We start from the raw sequence: 22925 nt of genomic DNA, 5'->3' as shown, positions 1-22925 counted from the left end.
ATAGGTAAGCAATTAATGCGCCAAAATGGTGAAAAGCCCTGCTGTGCGGTCAATGGTAGGGATGAACGGCGGTGGCTTACAGTACTACGCATCTAGGCGCACCAAAACAGAACGGTATCAGGCCCAGCATGCACCAAATAAATGCACTCACTGCTTATTTAGCGCTCCAGAAACGCTTGCCACTCGGCGGCGAGCTGATGTTTATCTTTATAGCGCATACCCCACCTGCTTCTTATTGATCAACAGCCGATATTACACGCCAAGCAGTTCTGTTAACCAAACACAGAACAGGGTTTTAGCGAATAAGCCCGCCAGATACCTTCTGCCATGTGCATCACTTGACGGCGGTAAAAGCATCATGTATATCAAATGATAGGCTTTTGAAGTATCAAATGAGGGTAACGTTATGGATATCCACTTCACTCAATACCAGCCACCCAAAGCTTTGGCGTCCGGTTTCTGGCAACAAATTGGCTTGCCAGCCAGAGGCCGCAAGTTGCATGAGCTGTTGCATGAAGGGGTGGAGTATCGTGTTTATCCCCAGATTGCCAAGGTATCAGGTATTGAGCAGAAGGCGCTGGCGCGTTACGTGGATATTCCCTCTGCTACGCTTAGCCGTCGCGCCAAATCGGGCCGTTTCAAAATGGCAGAGAGTGACCGGTTGTATCGCTTTGCTGAGCTTTTCAAGGCGGCGCTGGATCTGTTCGAGGGTGACATAGAGGGGGCTCGCGCCTGGCTACTCAAACCCAATGCCGGGTTAGGCGGGCGTCGCCCCGTCGAAATGAACGCCACATCGGCGGAGTATCAAACGGTGTTGAATCTGATCGGGCGGCTGGAGCATGGTGTCTCGGTATGAGCGAGGTCACCGCCTATCGGCTGGTTAAGCGTAAGTTTCAGGAGACAGCGTTTGATGGCGAGGGCGCACGGCTTTACGGTGGGCGCTGGAACAGCCCAGGGAATGCCTGTGTGTATGTGGCAAGCTCCGAGTCGCTGGCACTACTGGAAATTATGGTGAATCTGGAAAGCTATCGGCTGCTCAATGCGTATGCGCTGCTGCGCTTGACGCTACCAGCCGACAGTATTCTAAGCGTTGGCGCAGAAGATCTACCAGAAAACTGGCAGGAAGCCCCAGCGCCAGCAGAGACCGCTGAACTTGGCGATGGCTGGCTGGCCTCAGACCAAAGTCTGGCACTGGCAGTGCCAAGCGTGGTCGTGCCGAGAGAGCTCAACTACATGCTCAACCCGGCACACCCCTTATTCGATCAAATCGTCGCGACAGCCGAGGCACTGCCATTTCAACCCGATCCAGGACTTTGAACCGGGTGTGGATAACTTAAACCGTTCTTAGCAGATTTCAAAGGCGCGTTAGTAGCCCGTCTTACGTTTATTCCCGCAATACTCAGATACCCCTTTCAGCTCACCTCAGCGTCTTTTATCCGCTTGACATTTCATGAATAGCGCCACAAACTTAGCCAAGGCTATACTTCTTTCCTCGGGACAATCAGTTTACACAAAGCAATTTCAGCCCATCTACCTCATGACGAGTCTGGAGCTAAATAATGGCAACAAAATATGCCGTGATTCTATTGGGAACGCTGCCTTTTAGTGCGTTGGCAACTGCCGATGAAACGCCCTTAAACGTGGTGGCAACGATTGGGATGATTGCCGATGTAGCGCAGGAAGTAGGCGGCGAATGCGTTAATGTGGAAGCCATGATGGGCCCCGGCGTAGACCCCCACCTGTATCAGGCAAGCGCTAGCGACGTGGCCTTGCTGCGGGGCGCCGAACACATTCTCTATTCAGGCTACTCATTGGAAGGGCAGCTGGGGAGTGTGCTGGAGAATTTCTCGGCACGAACACCCACGCTTGCCGTGGCACCCGCTTCCATTGATCCGGCGTCGTTGATCACCGCTCAGGATGTCTACGGAGTCGACCCTCACCTGTGGATGGATGTCTCTTTATGGGCCCAAACACTGCCCACCCTAAGCGATGCATTGAGCGAAGCACGCCCTGAGTGCGCCACGACGATTGAAACCAATACCGAGCGTTATCAGGCTCAGTTGCTAGCCTTGCATGAGTGGGTTAAAGAGAGCATTGCCAGCATCCCCGAAGAGCAGCGTATTCTCGTCACCGCCCACGACGCTTTCAGCTACTTTGGTCGTGCCTATGACATTGAGGTGGAAGGGATTCAGGGCATCAGTACCGAAACCGAAACTGGGATCGCCGATATTCGCAGCATGGCGGATAGCGTTGTTGCCCGTAACGTGCCCGCCATATTTGTCGAGAGCACCATCAACCCGCGCACCATTCAGGCAGTGATCGATGCCGCAAGGCAGCAAGGCCATGATGTGACCATCGGCGGCCAGCTTTATTCCGACGCCATGGGCGATGAAGGCACGGTAGATGGTACCTATATGGGCATGATCTACCGTAACACCCAGCACATTGTCGAGGCGCTAGGCGGTTCGCTGGCCCCGCTGCCAAAGGCACTGGATGACTGGGCCAGCGAGTGGCAACTCGCTCAATAAGCATTCGATAAGGCAGTGCATCCATGGCGATATTCAACCCTACAGACACCGCACTGAGCATTAAAAACCTGACGGTGAGCTACCATAACCAGCCCGTGCTATGGGATATCGATCTGGATATCCCCGCCGGTGTCATGGCGGGCATTGTCGGCCCTAACGGGGCGGGCAAGAGTACGTTGATCAAAAGCCTGCTTGGGCTGGTGCCGTCGTTGTCGGGAGAGGTGATGGTGCATGGACGGCCCTACGCCACACAGCGTAAACGGGTGGGCTACGTGCCCCAGCGCTCAAGCGTTGACTGGGATTTTCCCACCACGGCGCTGGATGTGGTCACCATGGGGCTTTACGGGCGCTTGGGCTGGCTCAAGAGACCGGGTCGCAAAGAGCGCCATGAAGCGCAGGAAGCACTTGAAATGGTCGGTATGAGCGCCTTCGCTGAACGACAGATTAGCCAGCTTTCTGGTGGCCAGCAGCAGCGCGTGTTTCTGGCTCGCGCGCTGGTGCAGCAGGCCGATGTGTATTTTCTTGATGAACCCATGGCTGGCGTCGATGCCACCACCGAGCGGGCCATTATCGATATCCTGCGCCACCTGCGCGACGCGGGCAAAACGCTGATTGTGGTACACCACGATCTGCAAACGGTTCGCACCTACTTTGACTGGCTACTGCTACTCAACGTGCGAGTCATCGCCAGCGGCAAGGCCGAGGAGGTGTTCAAGATCGATCACCTGCGCCAGGCTTACGGCGGCCAAATCGCGCTACTTAACGACAATGAATCGTTAATGTTTTCCGCCTCAAAGGTGAAGTAACCCATGGTGTGGCTTGAGCTTTTATCTGACTACACCTTTCAGAATGTAGTCATTGGCGCCTCGCTGCTGGGGCTGATCAGCGGCCCGCTGGGCTGTTTTGCGGTGCTGCGTCGCCAAAGCCTGCTGGGAGACGCAATTTCCCACGCAGCCCTTCCCGGCATCTGTTTAAGCTTTATCATCACCGGCAGCCGGGATATTGGCGGGATTATTATTGGTTCACTGATCACCGGCTCCGCCGCCGCGCTGATTATGCTGATGCTGACGCGCTTAAGCCGCCTGAAAACGGACGCAGCCCTGGGCGCCTGCCTGAGTATCTTTTTTGCCGTGGGTATCGTTCTGCTCACCTATATCCAGAGTACCAATAACGCCTCCCAGGGCGGTCTTGAGGCCTTTCTTTTCGGCCAGGCCGCCGCGACGCTGCGCTCCGATTTATGGGTGATGGGCAGCATTACGCTGGTCACACTGCTGCTGCTTGCCGTCTTCTGGAAACAGGCCAAGCTGGTCACCTTTGATGCGGAGTACGCCCGCACGCTCGGCATGCCTATCACCGTGATTGAAGCATCGCTCACCGCTATGGTTGCGCTAGCGGTCGTCGTCGGCCTGCAGATGGTCGGTGTGATTTTGATGGCCGCCATGATCGTGGCACCCGCGGCCGCCGCCCGACAGTGGAGCCGCCACCTAGGCGGCATGCTCACCATCGCCGCAGGCGTCGGTATTGTCAGTGGTGTTTCAGGGGCAACCATCAGCACCCTATCGCGTGGCCTGGCAACCGGCCCGCTGATTGTCCTTACCGCAACCGCCATCGTGCTTATATCGTTGGCATTGGCGCCCGGCCGTGGCCTGCTGTGGGGTGTGATAAAGCACTATCGCCAGAAGTCAGCGCTGCAGAAACAGCAGCTACTTTATGCGCTATATAAACACTCGGCCGATCCCTCATGCGCCCCCTCAACACTCGGTTCACGCAGGATGCTCAACAAGCTTAAGCAGCAAGGCTACCTAATCCGCTCTCCACGCAGCAGCGCCACTCTCAGCGAGGACTGCTGGGGGCTAACGGCACAGGGCCAGGCGGAGGCTAGAAGAGTGGTCGCGGCCTTTGAGGAATTAGCATCATGATGGCAGAGCTACTGACCACAACTGCCCTGCCCATTATGCTAGTGGGCGCGATGGTAGGCATCGCCTCCTCGGCGGTGGGCACCTTTTTAGTGCTGCGCGGCAACAGCATGTTATCCGACGCAATCAGCCATTCGATTGTGTTTGGCATCGTCATCGTCTGGCTGCTGACCAAGCAACAGAGCGGGCCGGTACAACTGATCGGGGCCGCCCTCACCGGGCTGTTAACCGTCCTGCTCACCGAAGCCTTAGCAAGCACCAAACGGGTCAAGCAGGATACCGCTATCGGCCTGGTCTTCCCGGCGCTGTTCTCTATCGGCGTGCTGCTGTTGAATATTTATGCCAATGATGTGCATATCGACACGCATACTGTGCTGCTCGGGGAGATCGGTTTTGTCTGGCTGGATACACTCGACATCTTCGGCCTGCCCATCCCTCAGGCGCTGGTATCGATGAGCGTGATGACGCTGCTCAACTACGCGTTTATCGGACTCTTTTATAAGGAGCTGAAGCTGGCCACCTTCGATCCGGCGCTGGCCAAAACGTTCGGTTTTATGCCCTCGATTCTTTTCTATGTACTGCTAATGCTAACTAGTTCCACTGCCGTAGCGGCCTTTGATGCGGTAGGCGCGGTGCTGTTTATCGCCTTTGCCATTGTTCCCGCCTCCGCCGCCTATTTGCTGACCGACCGGCTGTGGATGATGTTTATCATCGGTGCGCTAATTTCTATCGCCTCGAGTATTTCTGGCTACTACCTCGCAGTGTATCTCAACGTCTCCATTGGCGGCATGATGGCCGTCATGACCGGCGTATTCCTGATGCTCGCCTTTCTAGCAGGGCCACGCTACGGCGTGATTACCCAACTGGTCAAACGCCAACGGGCACGCCAGGCGCCGGTGGAACCGCCGCCCAGCGTTTGAAGCCCAGCTTTTGGAAACACCGCTCATCCGCGCGCAAAAAAGCGACCGCCTTTCGACAACCGCTTGGCCGGGCAGGCGGTAACCGGGTGTGGATAACTTAAACCGTCAGATGCTGCTTGATCAGCTCATTGGAGAGCTCGCTGATCTCCCCTTTGGCCACCGGTCGGCCGCGATCCATAATCACAAAGCGGTCGGCGTATTTACGGGCAAAGGGCAGCTTCTGCTCCACCAGTAGTACCGTAAGGCCATCCTCGTTGATCAACTGACGAATCACCTGACCAATTTGGGCGACGATATTGGGCTGAATGCCCTCACCTGGCTCGTCCAAAATCAGCAGTTTGGGTTCGATGACCAGCGCACGGCCAATCGCCAGTTGCTGCTGTTGCCCACCGGAAAGGTCGCCGCCACGGCGGTGTTTCATCTCCTTGAGCACGGGGAACAGCTCATAGACCCGCTCGGGAATCTTTTTTAGCCCGTCACTGCGGGCGGCAAGACCGGTGCGCAGGTTCTCCTCCACGGTCAGCAGCGGAAATATCTGTCGCCCTTGAGGCACGTAGCCAATTCCCAACCGCGAGCGCGCCTCAACGGCTTTTTTAGTCAGCTCGATCTCGCCGGTCTCGGAGGTGTAGCGCAGCTCGCCACTTTTGACGGCCACTTCGCCCATCACGGCTTTCAGCAGCGTGGTTTTACCCACGCCGTTGCGTCCCATCACGCAGGTACACTGACCGGCGGGTACCTCAAGATCGAGATCCCAGAGGGTGTGGCTTTCGCCGTAAAACTGGTTGAGCTTTTCGATCGCTAGCATCAGGCGGCCTCCTCGTCATCGGCTCCCAGGTAGACCTCGATTACTTTGGGGTCGCTGGAGACTTGATCCATGGTGCCTTCCGCCAGCACGCTGCCCTGATGCAAGACCGTCACCTGGCGGGCAATCGAACGCACAAAGCCCATGTCATGCTCGACCACCACCACGGACTGTTTACCGGCCAGCCCGGTGAGCAACTCGGCAGTGCGCTCCATCTCCTGCTCGGTCATGCCCGCCACCGGTTCATCCACAAGCAGTAGACGCGGGCGCTGCATCAGCAGCATGCCGATCTCCAGCCACTGCTTCTGGCCGTGGGAAAGAATACCCGCGGGCTGGTGACGCAGCTCTGTCAGGCCGATGGTTTCCAGTACTTCATCAATGCGGTCTTTGATCTCGCCGGTCATGCGGGCGGTCAGGGTAGGAAAAATCCGCTTGTCCGCCGCCATGGCCAGCTCCAGATTTTCAAACACCGAGAGCGCTTCGAATACCGTGGGTTTTTGAAACTTGCGGCCAATGCCCAGGCTGGCAATATCGGGCTCGTTCATGTGCAGCAGGTTATGACGGCTCCCGAACCATACGCTGCCGCTGGTGGGGCGGGTTTTGCCGGTGATGATATCCATCATGGTGGTTTTGCCCGCCCCGTTGGGGCCGATAATGCAGCGCAGCTCACCGTCGTTGATGGTTAGGTTGAGGTTATTGATGGCTTTAAAGCCATCGAAGCTCACGGTGACATCTTCCATGTAAAGTATCGGCCCATGGCGAACGTCCACCGGCGAGGCTTGGGGCGCCATAAAATCGAACACCCGGTCACGCTGGGACAGCGATTGCAGCAAACTCATGCGGAGGCCTCCTCGGGCGTGCTATGGGAATTATTAGGGTCAGAATTCGCCGTATCATCGCGCTTACGACGCTTGAGATAGCGAAACAGCCCCGCGACACCCTTGGGCAGAAACACCGTGACCAGTACGAACATCGCGCCCAGGGCAAACAGCCAGGCATCGGGCATGACGCCGGTAAAGATGGTTTTGGCGTAGTTAACTAAAATGGCGCCTATCACCGCGCCATATAGCGTGGCGCGACCGCCCAACGCTACCCACAGCACAATCTCGATGGAGAAAATCGGCGAGAATTCACTGGGGTTGATAATCCCCACTTGCGGCACATAAAGCGCCCCCGCCAGGCCTGCGAGCATCGCCGAGACCACAAACACAAACAGCTGAAAGCGCTCGACTCGGTAGCCGAGAAAGCGCGTACGCGCTTCGGCATCCCGAGTGGCCACGCTCACCCGACCCAGCTTGCTGGTGACAATCGCACGGCACAGGATATATCCCAGCGCCAGCGCAACGCCGGTGGCCAGGAACAACCCTAGGCGCGTGGCGTCGCTGCGCAGGTCAAAACCGACGATTTCGCGGAAGTCAGTCAGGCCGTTATTACCGCCGAAGCCCATCTCGTTGCGGAAGAAAGCCAGCATCAAGGCAAAGGTCAGTGCCTGAGTGATAATCGACAGATATACACCGGTGACCCGTGAGCGAAACGCCAAAAAGCCGAATACCAGTGCCAGCAGCCCGGGGGCCAGCAGCACCATGGCAAAGGCGAACCAGGCCATATCGAAGCCGTGCCAGAACCACGGCAGACTGTCCCAGTTCAGGAACACCATAAAGTCGGGCAGCACCGGGTGGCCGTAGGTACCGCGATCGCCAATCTGGCGCATCAGGTACATGCCCATGGCGTAACCGCCAATGGCGAAAAAGGCGCCGTGGCCGAGGCTCAAAATGCCCAGATAGCCCCACACCAGATCCACCGCCACGGCCAGCAACGCGTAGCTTAGGTACTTACCGAACAGGTTGACCGTATAGGCACCCACATGCAGTGGGTTATCCGGCGGCACTGCCACGTGCAGGATGGTGACCAGCGCCAGCGCGGCCAGTAGCACGCCGAGAAAAATCTGCGTGGAGCGCTCGCTGAATGGGCGTGTTAGCCAAAAATTCGTCGATGATTCGGTCGTTAAAGACATCGTTTAGCCCTCCGCAGCCCGGCCCTTCTGCGGGAAGAGTCCACGCGGGCGTTTCTGAATGAATAGGATAATAAAGACCAACACGATAATTTTGGCCAACACCGCGCCTGCCCAGGGTTCCAGCACCTGGTTAATGACCCCCAGCGATAGCCCGGCCACCAGCGTGCCCCACAGGTTACCCACGCCGCCGAACACCACCACCATGAAGGAGTCGATGATGTAGTTCTGCCCCAGGTTGGGGCCGACGTTGGTGAGCTGGGAGAGCGCAACTCCGGCAAGCCCGGCTACGCCGGAACCCAGCGCGAAGGTCATGATATCCACACGAGTTGCGCGAATGCCCATAGAGCGAGCCATGGCGCGATTTTGGGTCACCGCACGCACCTCAAGCCCCAGCCGCGTGCGACGCATGATCAGCATCAGGCCAGCAAACACCACCAGCGCAAAGCCGAGCACGTACATACGATTCAGCGTTAATGACAGCGCATCGTTCACTACCAATGAACCGCTCATCCACTCGGGGGTAATCACGGTACGGTTAAGCGGTGAAATCACCGTGCGCACCAGCTGCTGCAGAATCAGGCTGATACCAAAGGTCGCCAGCAGCGTCTCCAGCGGGCGGCCTTTGAGGAACTGGATAACACCGCGCTCGATCGCCACCCCGGCCAGGGCGGCGACCATAAAGCCAGCAGGAATCGATAGAATCAACGCCAGCCCCGGTTGGCCGGGCAGCAGTTGCTGCATTGCCCAGGTGGTGTAGGCGCCCAGCATCATCAGCTCGCCGTGGGCCATGTTGATCACACCCATGACCCCGAAGGTGATCGCCAGGCCAATGGCCGCGAGCACCAGTACCGAACCAAGGCTCAAGCCGAAATAGAGCGTTTCCAGGCCGCGATTGATTTTGAGCTGCTGCTCAATGCCCGCCAGGGAAGCGGCAGCGGCGTTGGCGACGACGGGATCATCGCTATTGGCTGCCCGGCTCAATGCCACGCGGGAGCGGGGGTGAAGGCTGCCGTCCAGCGCTTCGACCCCAGCCATTTCGCCCGCTTCGGCGCGGTAGATCGCCACGGCCTGGGTCAGCCGGTAACGCACCTGCTCGTCCTCTTCCTGTTCGATCAAGTCGTCGAGAGTGGGCACCAGCTCACCATCTACTTCCCCTAACAGGCGCTCGGCCGAGGTGCGGCGGCGCTCCACATTAGGCGAGTAAAGGTCAACTACCGCGATGGCACTGCGCAACTGATTACGCAGGTTGTTGTTGATGCCGATACGCTCCAGATCACGACGGGACATCTCGCCCAGCGCTTCGCCGGCTAGGACATCGGCCACCGGCCAGTCGCGGCCGCGGTTCTCTAGCACCAGCACGAACCGGCCGTCTTCGGTGCGCTGCAAGCGGCCATCCAGCAAGGCCTGCAACCAGTCTCGGGCGCGTTCGTCGTCGCTTTGCAAAATCGCGGTGATCGCTTCGCCTTTGGCGGCGTAAGACTCAACGTCCAGCGCCTCCAACAGTTCGAGCGCGGCCGCATCGTCGGCAGTATTCGTGGAGCTCGTTTGTGCTTGGGCGGTCACTGTGATGCTTAACAACAGTAGGCACAGCAGCCCTAAGGAAAGGAAACGCCTCATGGGGTTCTTCCTTTGGTTATCTAAGAGGGTAACTGAATATATCGGTGCCAGCGCAGGCTTCCGCGAGGGCGCTGTAAACCCATCCTTGGGCGCTACTTTTGCCATCCATGGCAAAAGACCCTCGCTTCAGCCTGCCCTAGCACCAGCGAGCGGGCAGTTTTAAAAGAAGTTATTTCCACTGCGATAGACGTGCTTACTCAGCGAGCGCCGCTTCGGCTTCTTCTGCTGCGGTGCTGCCACCGCACGAGCCGTTCACGACGTTGAAGTTGCCGCACTCCATCGGCTTGCGCCAATCGGCAATCAGGTCACGGGAGCCAGGCAGGTAGTCAGACCAGGCGTCGCCCGCCACGGTAGACGGCGTCTGCCAAACGATATCGAACTGACCGTTGTCCTGAATCTCACCGATCAGCACCGGCTTGGTGATGTGGTGGTTGGGCATCATCGCCGCATAACCGCCGGAGAGGTTAGGTACGGTCACACCGATAATGGCGTCTTTCACCGTATCGACGTCTGTCGTGCCCGCTTTGCGAACCGCTTCGGCCCACATATTGAAGCCGATGTAATGCGCTTCCATTGGGTCGTTGGTCACTGCCATATCGTCGCCGGTGTACTCAATCCAGGCATCGATAAAGTCGTAGTTGTCATCGTTATCGACGCTCATGAAGTAGTTCCAGGCAGCCAAGTGGCCTACCAGCGGGCCGGTATCAATACCGGTAAGCTCCTGCTCACCCACAGAGAAGGCGATGACGGGAATATCGGCAGCGTCGATACCCTGGTTGGAGAGCTCGGTATAGAACGGCACGTTGGCGTCGCCGTTAACCGTCGAGATTACGGCGGTCGGTTTACCCTCTTCACCGAAGCGGCGAATTTCTGCCACGATGTTCTGCCAATCGGAGTGACCGAACGGCGTGTAGTTGACCATGATGTCCTCATCCGCGATGCCGTGTTCATCCTTGAGGAAGGCTTCAAGGATACGGTTAGTGGTCCGCGGATAGACATAGTCAGTACCCACTAGTGCAAAGCGCTCGATACCGACTTCGTTGATAAGGTATTCAACCGCAGGAATCGCCTGCTGGTTAGGCGCCGCGCCGGTGTAGAAGACGTTTTCAGAGGATTCTTCGCCTTCATACTGCACCGGGTAGAACAGCAGCCCGTTGAGCTCCTCTACGACGGGCAGCACGGATTTACGCGAAACCGACGTCCAGTTGCCAAAAATCACGTCCACTTCTTCCTGATCCAGCAGCTCCCGGGCGCGTTCGGCAAACAGCGGCCAGTTAGACGCCGGGTCAACCACCACGGCCTCTAACTGACGGCCCAGCAAACCACCGGCTTCGTTCTGCTGCTCGATAAGCATTTCGACGGTGTCTTTGAGGACAGTTTCACTAATCGCCATGGTGCCGGAGAGGGAGTGCAGGATACCAACTTTGATCGGGTCGTCGTCCTGGGCGATAGCCTGGGTGCTGACCCCCATGATGGCAGTGGTGAGTAAAGCGGTCGCGAAACGGCCACTTGAAAGGTATGGGCGAGGGTGTGTCGAGCGTTTGAGAGTGTGCATTGTTAATCTCCTTGCGCCCCTTATGACTGGGGTTTGTTATGACCAGGGCTTGATGATTGGCTTCGCACTTGGGGTGGTTGTGTTAGCTCCCCCCAATACGTCTACTAGCCAACAGCTCTTGCAAGGGGTGCGCCAGATTGGCACAAAGTTGTCTTATAGCTATCTAATCAGCCACTTAATAATCATCAGAAAATCTCGACTTTCTCAATATGCACCAAAATAAAGCGCAGAAAAGCAGCTAAAGCACCCTGCCAATGCACCAATAAGATTCGGTGCACCAATTAGATACGCGGGCTTTTAAAATACATAACAGCAACCCAGTGATTACTTATCAGTTACAGAACCACTCTTTGTTACCCGTCAAAAACGGAAATAAAAAAAGAGCGCCGACTTTCGTCGGCGCCCCGTTGCTCAACATTACTTCTTTAAGTATTTAATCGCTTTCAGGCGAACCTGAATTGGGGGTTGCCTTCATACCACGACGCAGCAGAGGGCCCACAATATAAGGCAGGATCAAGCCCAATCCAGCAAAAACCCAAAGGCCGATAGCCAGACCGCTATCCCAAAGAATCATCCAGTCGCCATCGGAAATATCCATGGCATGGCGCAGATTCTTCTCCATCTCTGGCCCCAACAACAAGCCAAGAATCACTGGCACCAGCGGAATCTCAAGCTTGCGCAGGACATAACCACCCACCCCAAAGGCCACCATAAAGTAGAGGTCAAAGATGGTGTTACTGATCGAGTAGATACCCACGAAGGCAATCATCGTGACGATCGGCAGCAAGTACATCGGCGGCACGGACAGCAGCTTGACGAAGATGCCCACCAACGGAATATTAAGGATCAGCAGCAAAAAGTTACCGATCAATAGTGCTGCGATCACGCCCCAGACGATGTCGGCATTCTGGGTGAACATCAGCGGCCCAGGGGTAATATTGAGCGAAATCAACAACGCTAAGAGTACTGCAGTAGTACCACTACCCGGCACACCTAGGGTTAGCATGGGAACCAGAGCACCGCTCGAAGCAGCGTTGTTGCCAGATTCTGGAGCAGCCACACCACGCGGGTCGCCTTGTCCAAAATAGCCTTTCTTACCCAACACACGTTTTTCAAGGGTATAGCTGATGAAGCTACCCAACGAAGCACCAGCACCAGGCAGCACCCCGGCGACAAACCCTAGCACCCCACCGCGAAAACTGGTGGGAAGAATTTCGCGGATATCTTTCCAGGAGAGCGAAAGTTTGTTGACCTTCATCTTCTCTTTACCACCGCCTGCACGCTCTTCGATGAAGAAGAGCAGCTCGGAAATGGCAAACAGACCGACGATAGCAATGATGAAGTCCACGCCTTCAAAAAGTTCGAGCACCCCAAAGGTGTAGCGCTGCACACCGGTATTGTCGATACCCACCGTGGCGATCATTAGACCAATACAGGCGGCAACCACTGTTTTGATGGGGTTTTTACCGGTAATACCGCCTAAGGTAGCGAACGCCAGCAGGAAGAGCGCAAAATATTCCGCAGGGCCGAACGTTAAAGCAAAGTTAGCCAACAATGGTGCCAGCAAGATCAAACCAATAGTGGCGATAAGACTACCGATAAAAGAGGCCACCGCAGAGATCGCCAGCGCCTCGGAAGCCTTGCCCTTCTGGGCCATAGGATAACCATCAAGACAGGTCATCATGGCCGGTTCATCGCCGGGAATATTTAACAGAATCGATGAGATACGCCCACCGTACATGGCACCCGCATACACTGACGTCAGCATAATCAGAGCCGTTTCTGGAGCGAGCCCTAAACTAAATGCCAGCGGTATCAGAATGGCCACGCCATTGGCAGGGCCTAACCCCGGCAAAGCGCCGATCAACGTGCCAAGAAAAGCACCTAGCAAGGCGAACATCAGGTTATGGGGTTGCAGAGCAACGCCAAAACCATCCATTAGGTAACCTAGAGTTTCCATCAGTTCACCTCCAGGAATGACAACAGACCCAGCGGTAAGGCGAGATCAAGTGCAAAACTAAACAGAAAGTACACGACTACTGCCGAGACTGCCCCGGTCATGTAAGCATTGAACGGCCGAGCCCCCATGCGCCAGCAAAGCGTTCCCACGGCAAGCGTAGTGCTAATAATGAAGCCCAGCGGCTGAAGCAGCATGGCGTAAAAGATCAGCACCACCACGGCGATGATTAGCTCGACACCCGTACGGCTCCAAGGCCAGGCGTTGTCGGGATCAGGGCGTACAATCAAATAAAGGCTGGAAATTGCCAGCACCACGGCCAGCAATTTCGGAAAAGTGTCAGGGCCGACGGCTTCGGCCCCACCAAACGGCTCCGGGAACTGAGTCGCGGCCCAGCCGTACGCAACGGCCAGGACGATCATCAAGACCCCAAAGATGCGGTCATTGAAAGTCATTACTGAATCAATCCAATATCTTTAGAGAGCTGTTCAATGTCACTGATCTGGTTGAGTACAAACTCTTCAAACTCACCAGCGGTCATGTGGAAAGGCATCAAACCGTTTTGAGCCATGACATTCTGCCACTCTTCACTCTGGTAAATAGTGTCCATGGCATCGGTCCAATACGCTTTAGCTTCTTCGGAGACATCCGCAGGCATATAAAAGCCGCGCCAGTTGGGGCCAAGGGCGTCGATGCCTTGCTCGCGTGCGGTGGGGATATCAGACAGGTCTCCCGGTAGGCGCTCTTCGGAGAGTACCGCTAGGACGCGCAAGTCGCCAGACTCCATAAACCCTTGGGCTTCGGTGATATCACCGGTAAAGGCGTCTACGTGCCCGCCGATCACTTGGGTTAACGCTTCACCACCATTGTTGTACGAAAGGTAGGCAATGCGCGGAAGATTCTCGACATCGGCTGCCTGAGCAGCAATCAACACTTTAAGATGATCCCAACCGCCCTTAGCGCTACCGCCGGCGAACTTGACACTACGCGGGTCTTCCTTAAGTGAGTCCATCAATTCATTCAGGTCATCGATCTCGGAATCAGCGGCTACGGCGATAATCCCGTAATCCGCACCTAGAGCACCGATCCAATTGACCTGATCGGCAGTCAGCCCAGGGAATTGTCCTTGAGCCAGACGAGTCGTAGTAGCCGTGGACGCCGCTACCAGCAGATGGTCGTCACCGGCGCGCTTGCTTATAGTATGAGCAAACGCCACACCGCCACCAGCGCCAGCCATATTGATGGTTTGTACATTCGCCGGTACTAGATCAAGCTCCTGCATGACATTACCCACACTGCGGCAGGTAAAGTCCCAGCCGCCGCCGGGATCGGACGGAGCGATACATTCCACCTTACCCTCCGGTTCGAAGGCAGCGGCAGTGCTAGAGAAGGCTGTAACAGCCGCTAGTGGAAGGGCCAGCAGGGTTATATATTTAAAGGCAGGCTTGAGAATCATGGCGTTCTCCACGTATCAGTTTTGTTGTGTGATGAGTTTGTTGTTTAAAGCTTCTTATTGTGAGACTGCACGCCGCGAACGTTAGAAGACCACGCCCCTGACCGACAAGCTTGTGCGCATAAAAGACAAAATGTTCTTTATGGGCATTTTGTTCATTTTGTTCACGCCGACTTACTTATAGCATGCGCTTATAGAGAAGCCAGCCACTCGTGTGCTGCCTCCAACAGCCGATAGCGGCGCTCAGGCCGCCCTACATCACCATAGCCCAGCTCAGCACTCACCGCCTGCTCGGCAACTAAAAACTCTAAATAACGGCGGGCGGTTGAGCGACTGGCCCCCATGATGCGTGCCATCTGCATGGCGGTGAGCGAGTCGGGTGCGTCGGCCAGGGCATCAATCACCCGGCGCAGCGTCAGCCGATCAATACCTTTAGGCAGGGTTTGGCTTTTAGCACGCAACGGCTCGCCGGGCTTCAGGCGCGCCAGCACGGAGTCCAGTTCATCCTGATTCATCTCGGCACGGTTGGCCAAGGCTTCACGCTCGCGACGAAAGCGGGTCAGCATTTGGGTCATGCGTGTGGCTTCAATGGGCTTAATAAGGTAGTCAAACACCCCGCCACGCAGCGCCTCGCTGATAGTTTCCACTTCTCGTGCGGCGGTGACCATGACGATATCCACATGCACATAGTCGCGGCGAATCGCCCATAGCAGCTCCAGCCCTTCAACATCAGGCAGGTAGGCATCGAGCAAAATCAAATGGATGCTAGCGGCCTGCTCGGCCATGATGGCTTTGGCCTCACTGCCATTGCGCGCCATGCCCACCACATAAAAGCCATCGCTCTGTTCAATAAAGGCCCTGTGAATATCGGCAATGCGAAAATCGTCTTCAACGACCAAAATACCGTACTGCCCATCAGACATTGCCTGCCTCCCTAGCTGTCGTGGTCACTGTTTTTGGTACTGCTTTGGAATTGTTGTTGAGAGCGCTGTTGAGACTGCTGCTGGTCTGGCTGCGCGCAGAGCGAGCGATCGAGCACCGCGATAAAGCACGCCCCGCCTAGTTCACTCTCTTCCAGAGTCACGGCGCCGCCGTGCTGGCGGCAGAGCCTGGCTACCAGCGCCAGGCCAATGCCCTGGTGTTTGCCCGTTTTGGTCGAAAAGCCTTCCTGGAAAATCGATTCGGCGAGCTGGGCAGGAACTCCGGGCCCGTTGTCCTCCACTTCGATCAACAGCTGCTCGCCCAAATCGGTGAAAAACAGGCGTACTTTGGGCGCTTTACTCGGCCCATTCAGCGCTGCATGGCAGGCGTTGTCCAGCAAGTTACCCACCACGCTCATCATCACTTCTTGGCCGGTGGGCGTTAGCGGGCAGGAGAGCGAGCTTTGCTCATCGACTTCCAACGCTACGCCCAGCTCCCGCGCCCGGGTAAGTTTACCCAGTAGCGTACCGCTAAGCACGGCGTCGGCCACGTTGCGCATTAAAAAGCTCATCTGCGCCTGGGCGCGCTCGGTTTCTTGATGGATCAGCGCGAGGGCTTCCTCGATGCGTTCTAACTGCAGTAATCCTGAGATGGTATAGAGCTTATTGGAAAACTCGTGGGCCTGGGCACGCAGCATATCCACATCACGGCTGGCTTGGGTAAGCGCGTGGGAAAGATCGACAATTTCGCGACGGCTGCGGAAAGTGGCCACCGCCCCCTCAATCTCGCCTTCGTGCAGAATCGGCACGCGGTTGACCACTACCGGGTGATCGCCCAGCCACATCTCCTGGTCGAACTCCTGCTCTCCGCGTCGGAGCACCTCCAATAGCCGCGAATTGGGCACGACCTCGCGGATGGGCTGCCCCAGCAGCACATGCTCATCGTCCAGGTTGAGAAAGCGCCGCGCCTGCTGGTTGACCAAGGTAATATGACCTTCACGATTAACCGCCAGAATGCCCTCATGGATCGACTGCAAAATGGCCTCTTTCTCCATAGCCAAGCGGGCAATCTCGTAGGGTTCCAGGCCTAAAATGACCTTTTTAAGATGCTGCGATAGCCAGTAAGCACCGGCAAAGCCGAGACAAATCATCAGCGCCACCAGCGCCCAGCCAAAGCTGTTGTAGCGGGCTACGTCCATGGCCACGCGATCCATCATAAAGCCGACGGACACCAGGCCAATGATATTGCCCTCTTCATCCCAAATGGGCGCTTTGCCACGAATGGCAGTGCCCAATGACCCGGTTGCCTCGGATACATAGTATTGGCCATGAATCAGCGCCTGGTCATTATCGCCCCCCACCATTGGCTTCCCAATCCGCTCCGGCACGGGGTGGGAATAGCGAATACTTTGGGCGTTGCCTACAACGACATAGCGCGCGCCCGTTTCATGGCGAACGCGCTCTGCGAGGGGCTGAATAATGAAAGAGGGGTCGGGAATTGAAAAGGCGTTGATAATTTGCGGCATCGACGCCACCGTTTTGGCCACCGCCAGCGCTCGCTCGCCCATCTGCTGGCTAATAATTTCTGCCTTGCGGTGATTGAGGTAGGTGCCCTGCGCCAGTAGCATGCCTGCCAACAGTAGTCCGACTAACAGCATTACCTGAAGGCGAAAACTGCGTTTATACCAGCTGCGCCTTGCGCGAGTGCGGCGCCAGCGCTGCAGGTCGGCTAACGTTCGGGGGCGGGAAGCGCTCATAGGTAGACTCGAAATGCGTGACCGCGCCATTATGGCACGCGCCAGCCAACGGCGTTAATCGCCGTCACCCCAGAGTCATCGTTCGCTGATATAATGGCCCAATGCCGAAATCAAGGAGGGATGTAGTGGCGATCGTTAGATGGATACTCTTGCTGGCCTGCTGGCCGCTATGGCTAACCGTGGCATATGCCAACCCGTTCTACGCTCCACCGCCTCCCCAGGAAGATGCGCCCGTGTTCAGTGGCGATGCTGAACTGGGCTTTACCCGCCTCTCGGGCAATACCGATAGCCAGACGCTGATCGGTAAAACGCTGCTGACGTGGCTTACCGGTAACTTCACCTACTCGCTGCGTGGTGAAGTGCGTAACGTCACCAAGGATGACAAAACCAGCGCCGAGCAGTACTTAGTCGCAGGACGCGAACGCTATGAACTGGATGGCCCCCACTATCTGTTTGGGTTTGCCCGCTGGGAGAAGGATCGCTTTGCCGGTTACGACCAGCAGCTTTCTGCCATCGGTGGCTATGGGCGTCAGATTTTAGAGAACGATACCCATGTTTTTTCGCTGGAGGCAGGGCCAGGCTATCGTCATGACCGACTACGCGAACATGGCGATTATCGGTTAGCAGTGGCTTATACAGCGTTGGATTATCAATGGTTTTTTTCTGACTACGCCGATATTCAGCAGGAAATGTCGTTTGAGTACACCGACCAAAATACCACGTCGCGGTCGCTTACAGCGCTCACGGCAAGGCTCAATTCAAAGCTGTCGCTGCGCTTATCTCATGAAATCAAGCACAACTCCCAACCGCCTGACGACACCAGCGAGCGCACCGACAACACCACCAGCGCTTCACTGCTTTACCGCTGGTGAGTTGCGCACTGGCCCTAGCGATTCTGACCACGGTGCGCCCAGCCGGTCATGCGTTTTTCCAGTTGGGCAAATAGCTCGTACATCACCATGGCCATGGCGCTGATCACCAGCAGCCCGGCAAAGACCAGCCCCATGCGCATTTGCGAACCGGCGCTCATCATCAGATAGCCAATGCCCTGATTGGAGGCGACCGTTTCTGACACTACTGTGCCTACAAACGCCAGAGTAATAGCGACTTTTAGCGAGGCAAAGAAATACGGCAGCGAGCGTGGCAGGCCCACTTTCAGCAACACATCCATACGCCGCGCGCCCAGCACTCGCAGTACGTCTTCCATCTCAGGCTCCAGCGTGGCTAAACCGGTAGCCACGTTCACCACAATAGGGAAGAAGCAGATTAAAAAGGCGGTGAGTATCGCCGGCACCGAGCCAATCCCAAACCAGACAACCAGGATGGGCACGAAAGCCACTTTGGGAATGGCATTAAAGCCGACTAACAGTGGGTAGCAAGCGTTATATAGAAAGCGTGACGAGCCGATAATAAAGCCCAACACCAGCCCCACGGCCACACCCAATCCAAAGCCAATCAGCGTTGTCCAGAAGGTTTGCCAGGAGTGCATGGCGATAGGCCCGGAATAAGTTACCAGCGCCTGGGCCGTCTCCAAGGCACTGGGGAAGATAAAGCTGGGCACATCAAACACCTGCACCGTTACTTCCCAGATAACAACCAACGCGACCACCGCTATCCACGGCGCCAGTCGTTCAATTAACTGATTATTTTTCGTCATAAGTGCGCCTTTCATCAGGTGCTGGGGGCTTTTATTAAGTGCTGCGCACTTCGCCAATTTGAGCCCGCAGCTCCTGAACCAGATCAATAAAGGGTTTTTGGTAAGTGGTTTCCAGTGCACGGGGTCGCGGCAACTCTATTTCACGGCGCTCAATCACCCGTCCGGGGCGGCGGCTCATGATGTAGACGGTATCGGCCAGAAACGCCGCCTCGCGGAGGTCATGTGTCACGAGTACCACTGTAAAGCGCTGCGCTTCCCACAGATCGCGTAGCACGCACCACAGCTCCTCGCGGGTAAACGCATCCAGCGCGCCGAAGGGTTCATCCAGCATTAGCAGGCGCGGCTGGTGAATCAGCGCCCGACAGATCGATGCCCGCTGCTGCATACCACCGGAAAGCTGCCACGGATACTGCTCTTCGTAGCCTTCAAGCCCCACGGTCTTGAGCAGCTTGCGCGCCCAGCCGACAAACTCTTCGCGCCGTTTACGAAACTGATGGCGGTAGGGTTTAACGATCTCCAACGGCAGTAGGACGTTATCCAGTGTGGTGCGCCAGGGCAGCAGGTTGGCGTTTTGAAACGCCATGCCGGAGATCTTCAACGGCCCGGTGACCGGTTCTCCATCCACTTGCACGGCACCAGTGGTAGGCGCATGCAGCCCGGTGCAGAGCTTCATAAAGGTCGATTTACCGCAGCCGGAGGGGCCCACGAAAGCGACGAACTCGCCTTCGTGGATACTCAGGTTGATATCCTCAATGGCGTTACCCGACGCATCGTAGGCCAGGCTAACGTCATCAAAGGTGACAAATGCTGCCGACATGCTTATTCGCCCTCGGCCGGAAACAGCATGCGTTCTTCCTGGGCAGGTAAGTAGTTTGAACTAAACACCTGATCGGGCGAAGGAATTGACGTGAGGTCGTAAGCATCGGCAACCAGTTGAATCGCCTGAGCCAGGCGCTCGTCATCCACTCCGCCCACGCCATTTTCGCGCACTTCAGGAGTGTCGACGATGCCATCCAGAGCGAGTTTTAAGCGCCTAGTCTCCATTTCCACATCGATCAGGCCATCGCGGTTTTTAACATACTCAATGGCAGCCTCGGGATCGGCAATAGTGTCGCCCAGGGCGCGGTTGAAGGCGCGCAGAAAGCCCTGCACGGCTTCCGGATTTTCTTCGGCGAAGGATTCACTAGCGATAATGGCGTTGCCGTACAGGGGCACGCCGTAGTCTGGGAACGGCATAATAGTCAGCTCGTCTTCGCTCATTCCCCGCTCTTCAAGATTGAGCAGGCTGGTGAAGTAGAAGCCAGTGATTGCATCCACATCGCCCCGGGTTAGCAGCGTTTCGCGCAGCGTAGGGTCGACGTTTTGCCACTCCACCGCGTCGGCGTCCAGATTATTAGCCGCGGCAAACACGCCCCAGGCGCGGTAGCCGGTATCGAAGGTGGGAGCGGCGATGGTTTTACCGGCTAAATCAGCCGGGCTCTCGATGCCGCGGTCTTTGCGGGCAAACACCGCCGCGGGGGTGCCGTCGTAGACGATATAGACGCCTTGGATACCGGGGCCATCGGGGTTTTCGGCGAGAAACTCGACCAGCGCATTAAGATCGCCAAAGCCCATTTCATAGGCCCCGGACGCCACGCGATTAATCGCACCCGCCGAGCCGCTGCCGGAATCAATCTGAACGTCCAACCCTTCGTCGGCGAAGTAGCCTTTCTCTTCAGCCATCAAAAACGGCGCGGAGGGGCCTTCAAAGCGCCAATCCAGCTGAAAACGTATTTGGGTATCGTCGGCGTAACTGATAGCCGGTATTAACATCAGCGCTGCCGCGCAGCCGGTGAGCAGGCGCACCGTAGAAAAACCTGGTGTTGCAGTGGGAAAACGGCGTTTAGAAGTGGAGGTCATCATCGTGAGCATACCTTGTATACAAAATATTCTTTAGCATTGCAGCAATACTGCCATTATTGATTTTTTATTTAATTTTCATGCTATTAGGTAGACAGTTAAGTGCCGCCGCCCTCCGCTATATGGCCAAAACGGTGCATTTGCCCCTGAGCAACGCACCAAGTTAAAACATATTAGACGTTGGTCTAAATTGGCGATATACTAAGCTCAGTTTCCTGTCTTGCGCCATTCCTTGAATGGCGCTTTTTTTTACCTGTTATTTGGCACGTTAACCAGCACTACGCCGCTTAACAAAAGGTGTTAATAGGCTGCTGTTTTAGCTGGCCCTCCCCCCTACAAGGTATTTAACATGAATCACCCCGCCTCTATCGGCGAAGCCCCTGACACTTACAGTTCTGGGCGGCTTTCGCTCGGCGATCCTATTGTTCTGCTCTTGAGCATCGGCTTTATCGTCGCTTTTTTGTCTCTATCACTTTACGACGTGACGCTAGTCGCTGAGTCCATCAGCAGAGGCTTCGCCTGGACGGCGTTAGCCTTGGGTAGTTACTTCCAATTGCTTCTGCTGCTCACTTTCTTTATTGCGATGGGATTGGCGGTCACACCCGCAGCAAAAGCCAAAATCGGCAACTTAGATGCACCAGAAATGAGCACGTTTAAGTGGCTCTCGATTATTTTGTGTACGTTACTTGCAGGCGGCGGGGTATTTTTTGCCGCCGGGGAGCCGGTTTACCATTTCATCGTCACGCCGCCCGCTTTTAGTAGCAAAGCAGGTACGGTGGAAGCCGTCTCCAACGCCTTGGGGCAGTCGTTTATGCACTGGGGGTTCATTGGCTGGGCGGTATTGGGATCGCTAACCGCGATCGTGCTGGCCCATGCTCACTATGTGAAAGGCCAGCCGTTACAGCCACGCACCCTGCTCTATCCGCTATTGGGAGAGCGGCTAATGCGTGGCCCTCTGGGTGGAATCATTGATGCCTGCTGTGTCATCGCGGTTGTCGCCGGTACGGTAGGCCCTATTGGCTTTTTAGCGACACAGGTCAGTTTTGGCCTGCATGAAGTGTTCGGTCTTCCCAATAGTTACGCCAGTCAATTGGTCATATTAGCGGTGTTAGCCAGCATGTACGTGCTTTCAGCCATGAGTGGCGTCCATAAAGGGATGCAGATGCTTAGCCGTTTCAACGTGTTCCTGGCCCTTGCTGTGGGCGGCGTGATTATGGTGTTTGGCCCTAGCCTATTTTTATTCAATAGCTACCTTTCCAGCATGGGTGTTTATATTAGTGAATTCTTCCCCATGGCAACCATCACAGCAGAAACCGCTCCCGCCTGGTGGATGCAGTGGTGGACGGTATTCTTCTTTGCGTGGTTTATCGGATTTGGCCCGCTGGTGGCGATTTTTGTGGCGCGTATTTCCCGCGGCCGCAGCATCCGCGAGATGATCATCGCAGTGGCAGTTCTCGCCCCCATTGCCACCACCGTGTGGTTTACCCTGCTCGGCGGGTCGGGTATTTACTACCAAATGACGGGCGCCATTGAGCTAAGCGAGGCGCTTAATAACTTCCAGTTTGATGTCGCCACCTTGACGGTTGCCCAAGCGTTGCCGGGCGGGGCCTGGATGACGCTAGCCATTTTAGTGCTGACGACGATATTCGTAGCCACCACCGGTGACTCGATGAGCTACGCCATTGCGGTTGTTGGCGCAGGCCACGACGATCCAAGCCCTTATATACGCGCCTTCTGGGGGATCGCCATGGCGGTTATGGCGGCGGTGCTGTTATATATGGGAGCTGGCCAAATTTCGGCCCTTCAACAATTTATTGTGATAACCGCCATCCCAGTATCGTTCATTCTATTGCCCTCACTGTGGGATGGCCCTAAAGCGGCCTACGCCATGGCACGGGAACAGGGCATTATTGATTAAGAGAGCTGCGCT

At 56.2% G+C, this 22925-nt stretch carries 21 protein-coding genes; 8 read left to right on the top strand and 13 right to left on the bottom strand.

Translation table 11 applies throughout. The features are described from left to right. Positions 1-406 precede the first annotated feature (406 nt). The 6 genes from parS to ACW17M_RS02020 all read left to right on the top strand — a co-directional run bounded on the left by parS (position 407) and on the right by ACW17M_RS02020 (position 5364). Positions 407-856 carry a type II RES/Xre toxin-antitoxin system antitoxin gene (gene parS, locus ACW17M_RS02045; RefSeq protein WP_342584465.1) on the top strand — a complete coding sequence of 150 codons (450 nt, stop codon included), beginning with the start codon at positions 407-409 and terminating at the stop codon, positions 854-856. Further along, positions 853-1317, top strand: coding sequence for an RES family NAD+ phosphorylase (locus ACW17M_RS02040; protein ID WP_457546815.1), 465 nt, complete (start codon positions 853-855; stop codon positions 1315-1317). Before parS ends, ACW17M_RS02040 begins: the two co-directional genes overlap by 4 nt. Positions 1318-1559: 242 nt before the next feature. Further along, entirely contained in the window at positions 1560-2528 is a 969-nt protein-coding gene (locus tag ACW17M_RS02035; protein WP_009286156.1) for a metal ABC transporter solute-binding protein, Zn/Mn family, read from the top strand. Positions 2529-2551: 23 nt separating this feature from the next. Further along, positions 2552-3334: a metal ABC transporter ATP-binding protein gene (locus tag ACW17M_RS02030; protein ID WP_041157262.1), complete on the top strand. Its 783-nt coding sequence runs from the start codon at positions 2552-2554 to the stop codon at positions 3332-3334. Positions 3335-3337: 3 nt separating this feature from the next. Further along, the gene (locus ACW17M_RS02025) at positions 3338-4447 is read left to right on the top strand and encodes a metal ABC transporter permease (RefSeq protein WP_022521347.1); all 1110 of its coding nucleotides are present in this window, start codon (positions 3338-3340) and stop codon (positions 4445-4447) included. After that, complete coding sequence (locus ACW17M_RS02020) at positions 4444-5364, top strand: metal ABC transporter permease (RefSeq protein WP_180093649.1); 921 nt, start codon at positions 4444-4446, stop codon at positions 5362-5364. The genes ACW17M_RS02025 and ACW17M_RS02020 overlap by 4 nt, the downstream gene beginning before the upstream one ends. 97 nt (positions 5365-5461) lie before the next feature. Here ACW17M_RS02020 and urtE read toward each other — a convergent pair whose 3' ends face one another. From urtE to ACW17M_RS01970, 10 genes are all read right to left on the bottom strand, one after another. Next, complete coding sequence (gene urtE / locus ACW17M_RS02015) at positions 5462-6169, bottom strand: urea ABC transporter ATP-binding subunit UrtE (RefSeq protein WP_027957898.1); 708 nt, start codon at positions 6167-6169, stop codon at positions 5462-5464. Then, positions 6169-7005, bottom strand: a complete 837-nt coding sequence (gene urtD / locus ACW17M_RS02010; protein WP_022521345.1) for an urea ABC transporter ATP-binding protein UrtD — start codon at positions 7003-7005, stop codon at positions 6169-6171. The genes urtE and urtD overlap by 1 nt, the downstream gene beginning before the upstream one ends. Next, positions 7002-8180 (bottom strand): urea ABC transporter permease subunit UrtC, encoded by a 1179-nt coding sequence (urtC, locus tag ACW17M_RS02005; protein WP_457546814.1) that lies wholly within the window; start codon positions 8178-8180, stop codon positions 7002-7004. Before urtC ends, urtD begins: the two co-directional genes overlap by 4 nt. 3 nt (positions 8181-8183) lie before the next feature. After that, a complete protein-coding gene (gene urtB / locus ACW17M_RS02000) occupies positions 8184-9797 on the bottom strand; it encodes an urea ABC transporter permease subunit UrtB (protein ID WP_457546813.1) in 1614 nt (537 codons plus the stop codon). Between the two features lie 193 nt (positions 9798-9990). Further along, positions 9991-11352 (bottom strand): urea ABC transporter substrate-binding protein, encoded by a 1362-nt coding sequence (urtA, locus tag ACW17M_RS01995; RefSeq protein WP_027957902.1) that lies wholly within the window; start codon positions 11350-11352, stop codon positions 9991-9993. 433 nt (positions 11353-11785) lie between these two features. After that, entirely contained in the window at positions 11786-13312 is a 1527-nt protein-coding gene (locus ACW17M_RS01990) for a tripartite tricarboxylate transporter permease (protein ID WP_027957903.1), read from the bottom strand. Further along, positions 13312-13764, bottom strand: a complete 453-nt coding sequence (locus ACW17M_RS01985) for a tripartite tricarboxylate transporter TctB family protein (RefSeq protein WP_027957904.1) — start codon at positions 13762-13764, stop codon at positions 13312-13314. The genes ACW17M_RS01990 and ACW17M_RS01985 overlap by 1 nt, the downstream gene beginning before the upstream one ends. Next, positions 13764-14765, bottom strand: coding sequence for a Bug family tripartite tricarboxylate transporter substrate binding protein (locus ACW17M_RS01980; RefSeq protein WP_051430621.1), 1002 nt, complete (start codon positions 14763-14765; stop codon positions 13764-13766). The genes ACW17M_RS01985 and ACW17M_RS01980 overlap by 1 nt, the downstream gene beginning before the upstream one ends. Before the next feature lie 188 nt (positions 14766-14953). Beyond that, positions 14954-15685, bottom strand: coding sequence for a response regulator (locus ACW17M_RS01975; RefSeq protein WP_089691174.1), 732 nt, complete (start codon positions 15683-15685; stop codon positions 14954-14956). 11 nt (positions 15686-15696) lie between these two features. Then, on the bottom strand, positions 15697-17439 hold the full coding sequence (locus ACW17M_RS01970) for a sensor histidine kinase (RefSeq protein WP_342584472.1): 1743 nt from the start codon (positions 17437-17439) through the stop codon (positions 15697-15699). Positions 17440-17540: 101 nt separating this feature from the next. Between ACW17M_RS01970 and ACW17M_RS01965 the strand changes: the two genes are divergently transcribed. Beyond that, complete coding sequence (locus tag ACW17M_RS01965) at positions 17541-18311, top strand: DUF481 domain-containing protein (RefSeq protein WP_009286167.1); 771 nt, start codon at positions 17541-17543, stop codon at positions 18309-18311. Positions 18312-18325: 14 nt separating this feature from the next. Here ACW17M_RS01965 and ACW17M_RS01960 read toward each other — a convergent pair whose 3' ends face one another. The 3 genes from ACW17M_RS01960 to ACW17M_RS01950 are packed head-to-tail and all read right to left on the bottom strand — an operon-like array spanning position 18326 to position 20998. After that, complete coding sequence (locus ACW17M_RS01960) at positions 18326-19096, bottom strand: ABC transporter permease (RefSeq protein ID WP_457546812.1); 771 nt, start codon at positions 19094-19096, stop codon at positions 18326-18328. A 34-nt stretch (positions 19097-19130) separates the two neighbouring features. Continuing rightward, positions 19131-19913 carry an ABC transporter ATP-binding protein gene (locus tag ACW17M_RS01955; protein ID WP_022521336.1) on the bottom strand — a complete coding sequence of 261 codons (783 nt, stop codon included), beginning with the start codon at positions 19911-19913 and terminating at the stop codon, positions 19131-19133. 2 nt (positions 19914-19915) lie between these two features. Beyond that, positions 19916-20998, bottom strand: coding sequence for an ABC transporter substrate-binding protein (locus tag ACW17M_RS01950; RefSeq protein WP_457546811.1), 1083 nt, complete (start codon positions 20996-20998; stop codon positions 19916-19918). Positions 20999-21344: 346 nt separating this feature from the next. On the opposite strand from ACW17M_RS01950, the gene ACW17M_RS01945 reads away from it, so the two are divergent. Then, the gene (locus tag ACW17M_RS01945; RefSeq protein ID WP_278371032.1) at positions 21345-22913 is read left to right on the top strand and encodes a BCCT family transporter; all 1569 of its coding nucleotides are present in this window, start codon (positions 21345-21347) and stop codon (positions 22911-22913) included. Positions 22914-22925: the final 12 nt, after the last annotated feature.

This window comes from Vreelandella sp. 2A-K22 (assembly GCF_054065485.1).
Note: the sequence above shows the minus strand (reverse complement) of the source record. Positions and strands in the feature narration are given on the sequence as shown.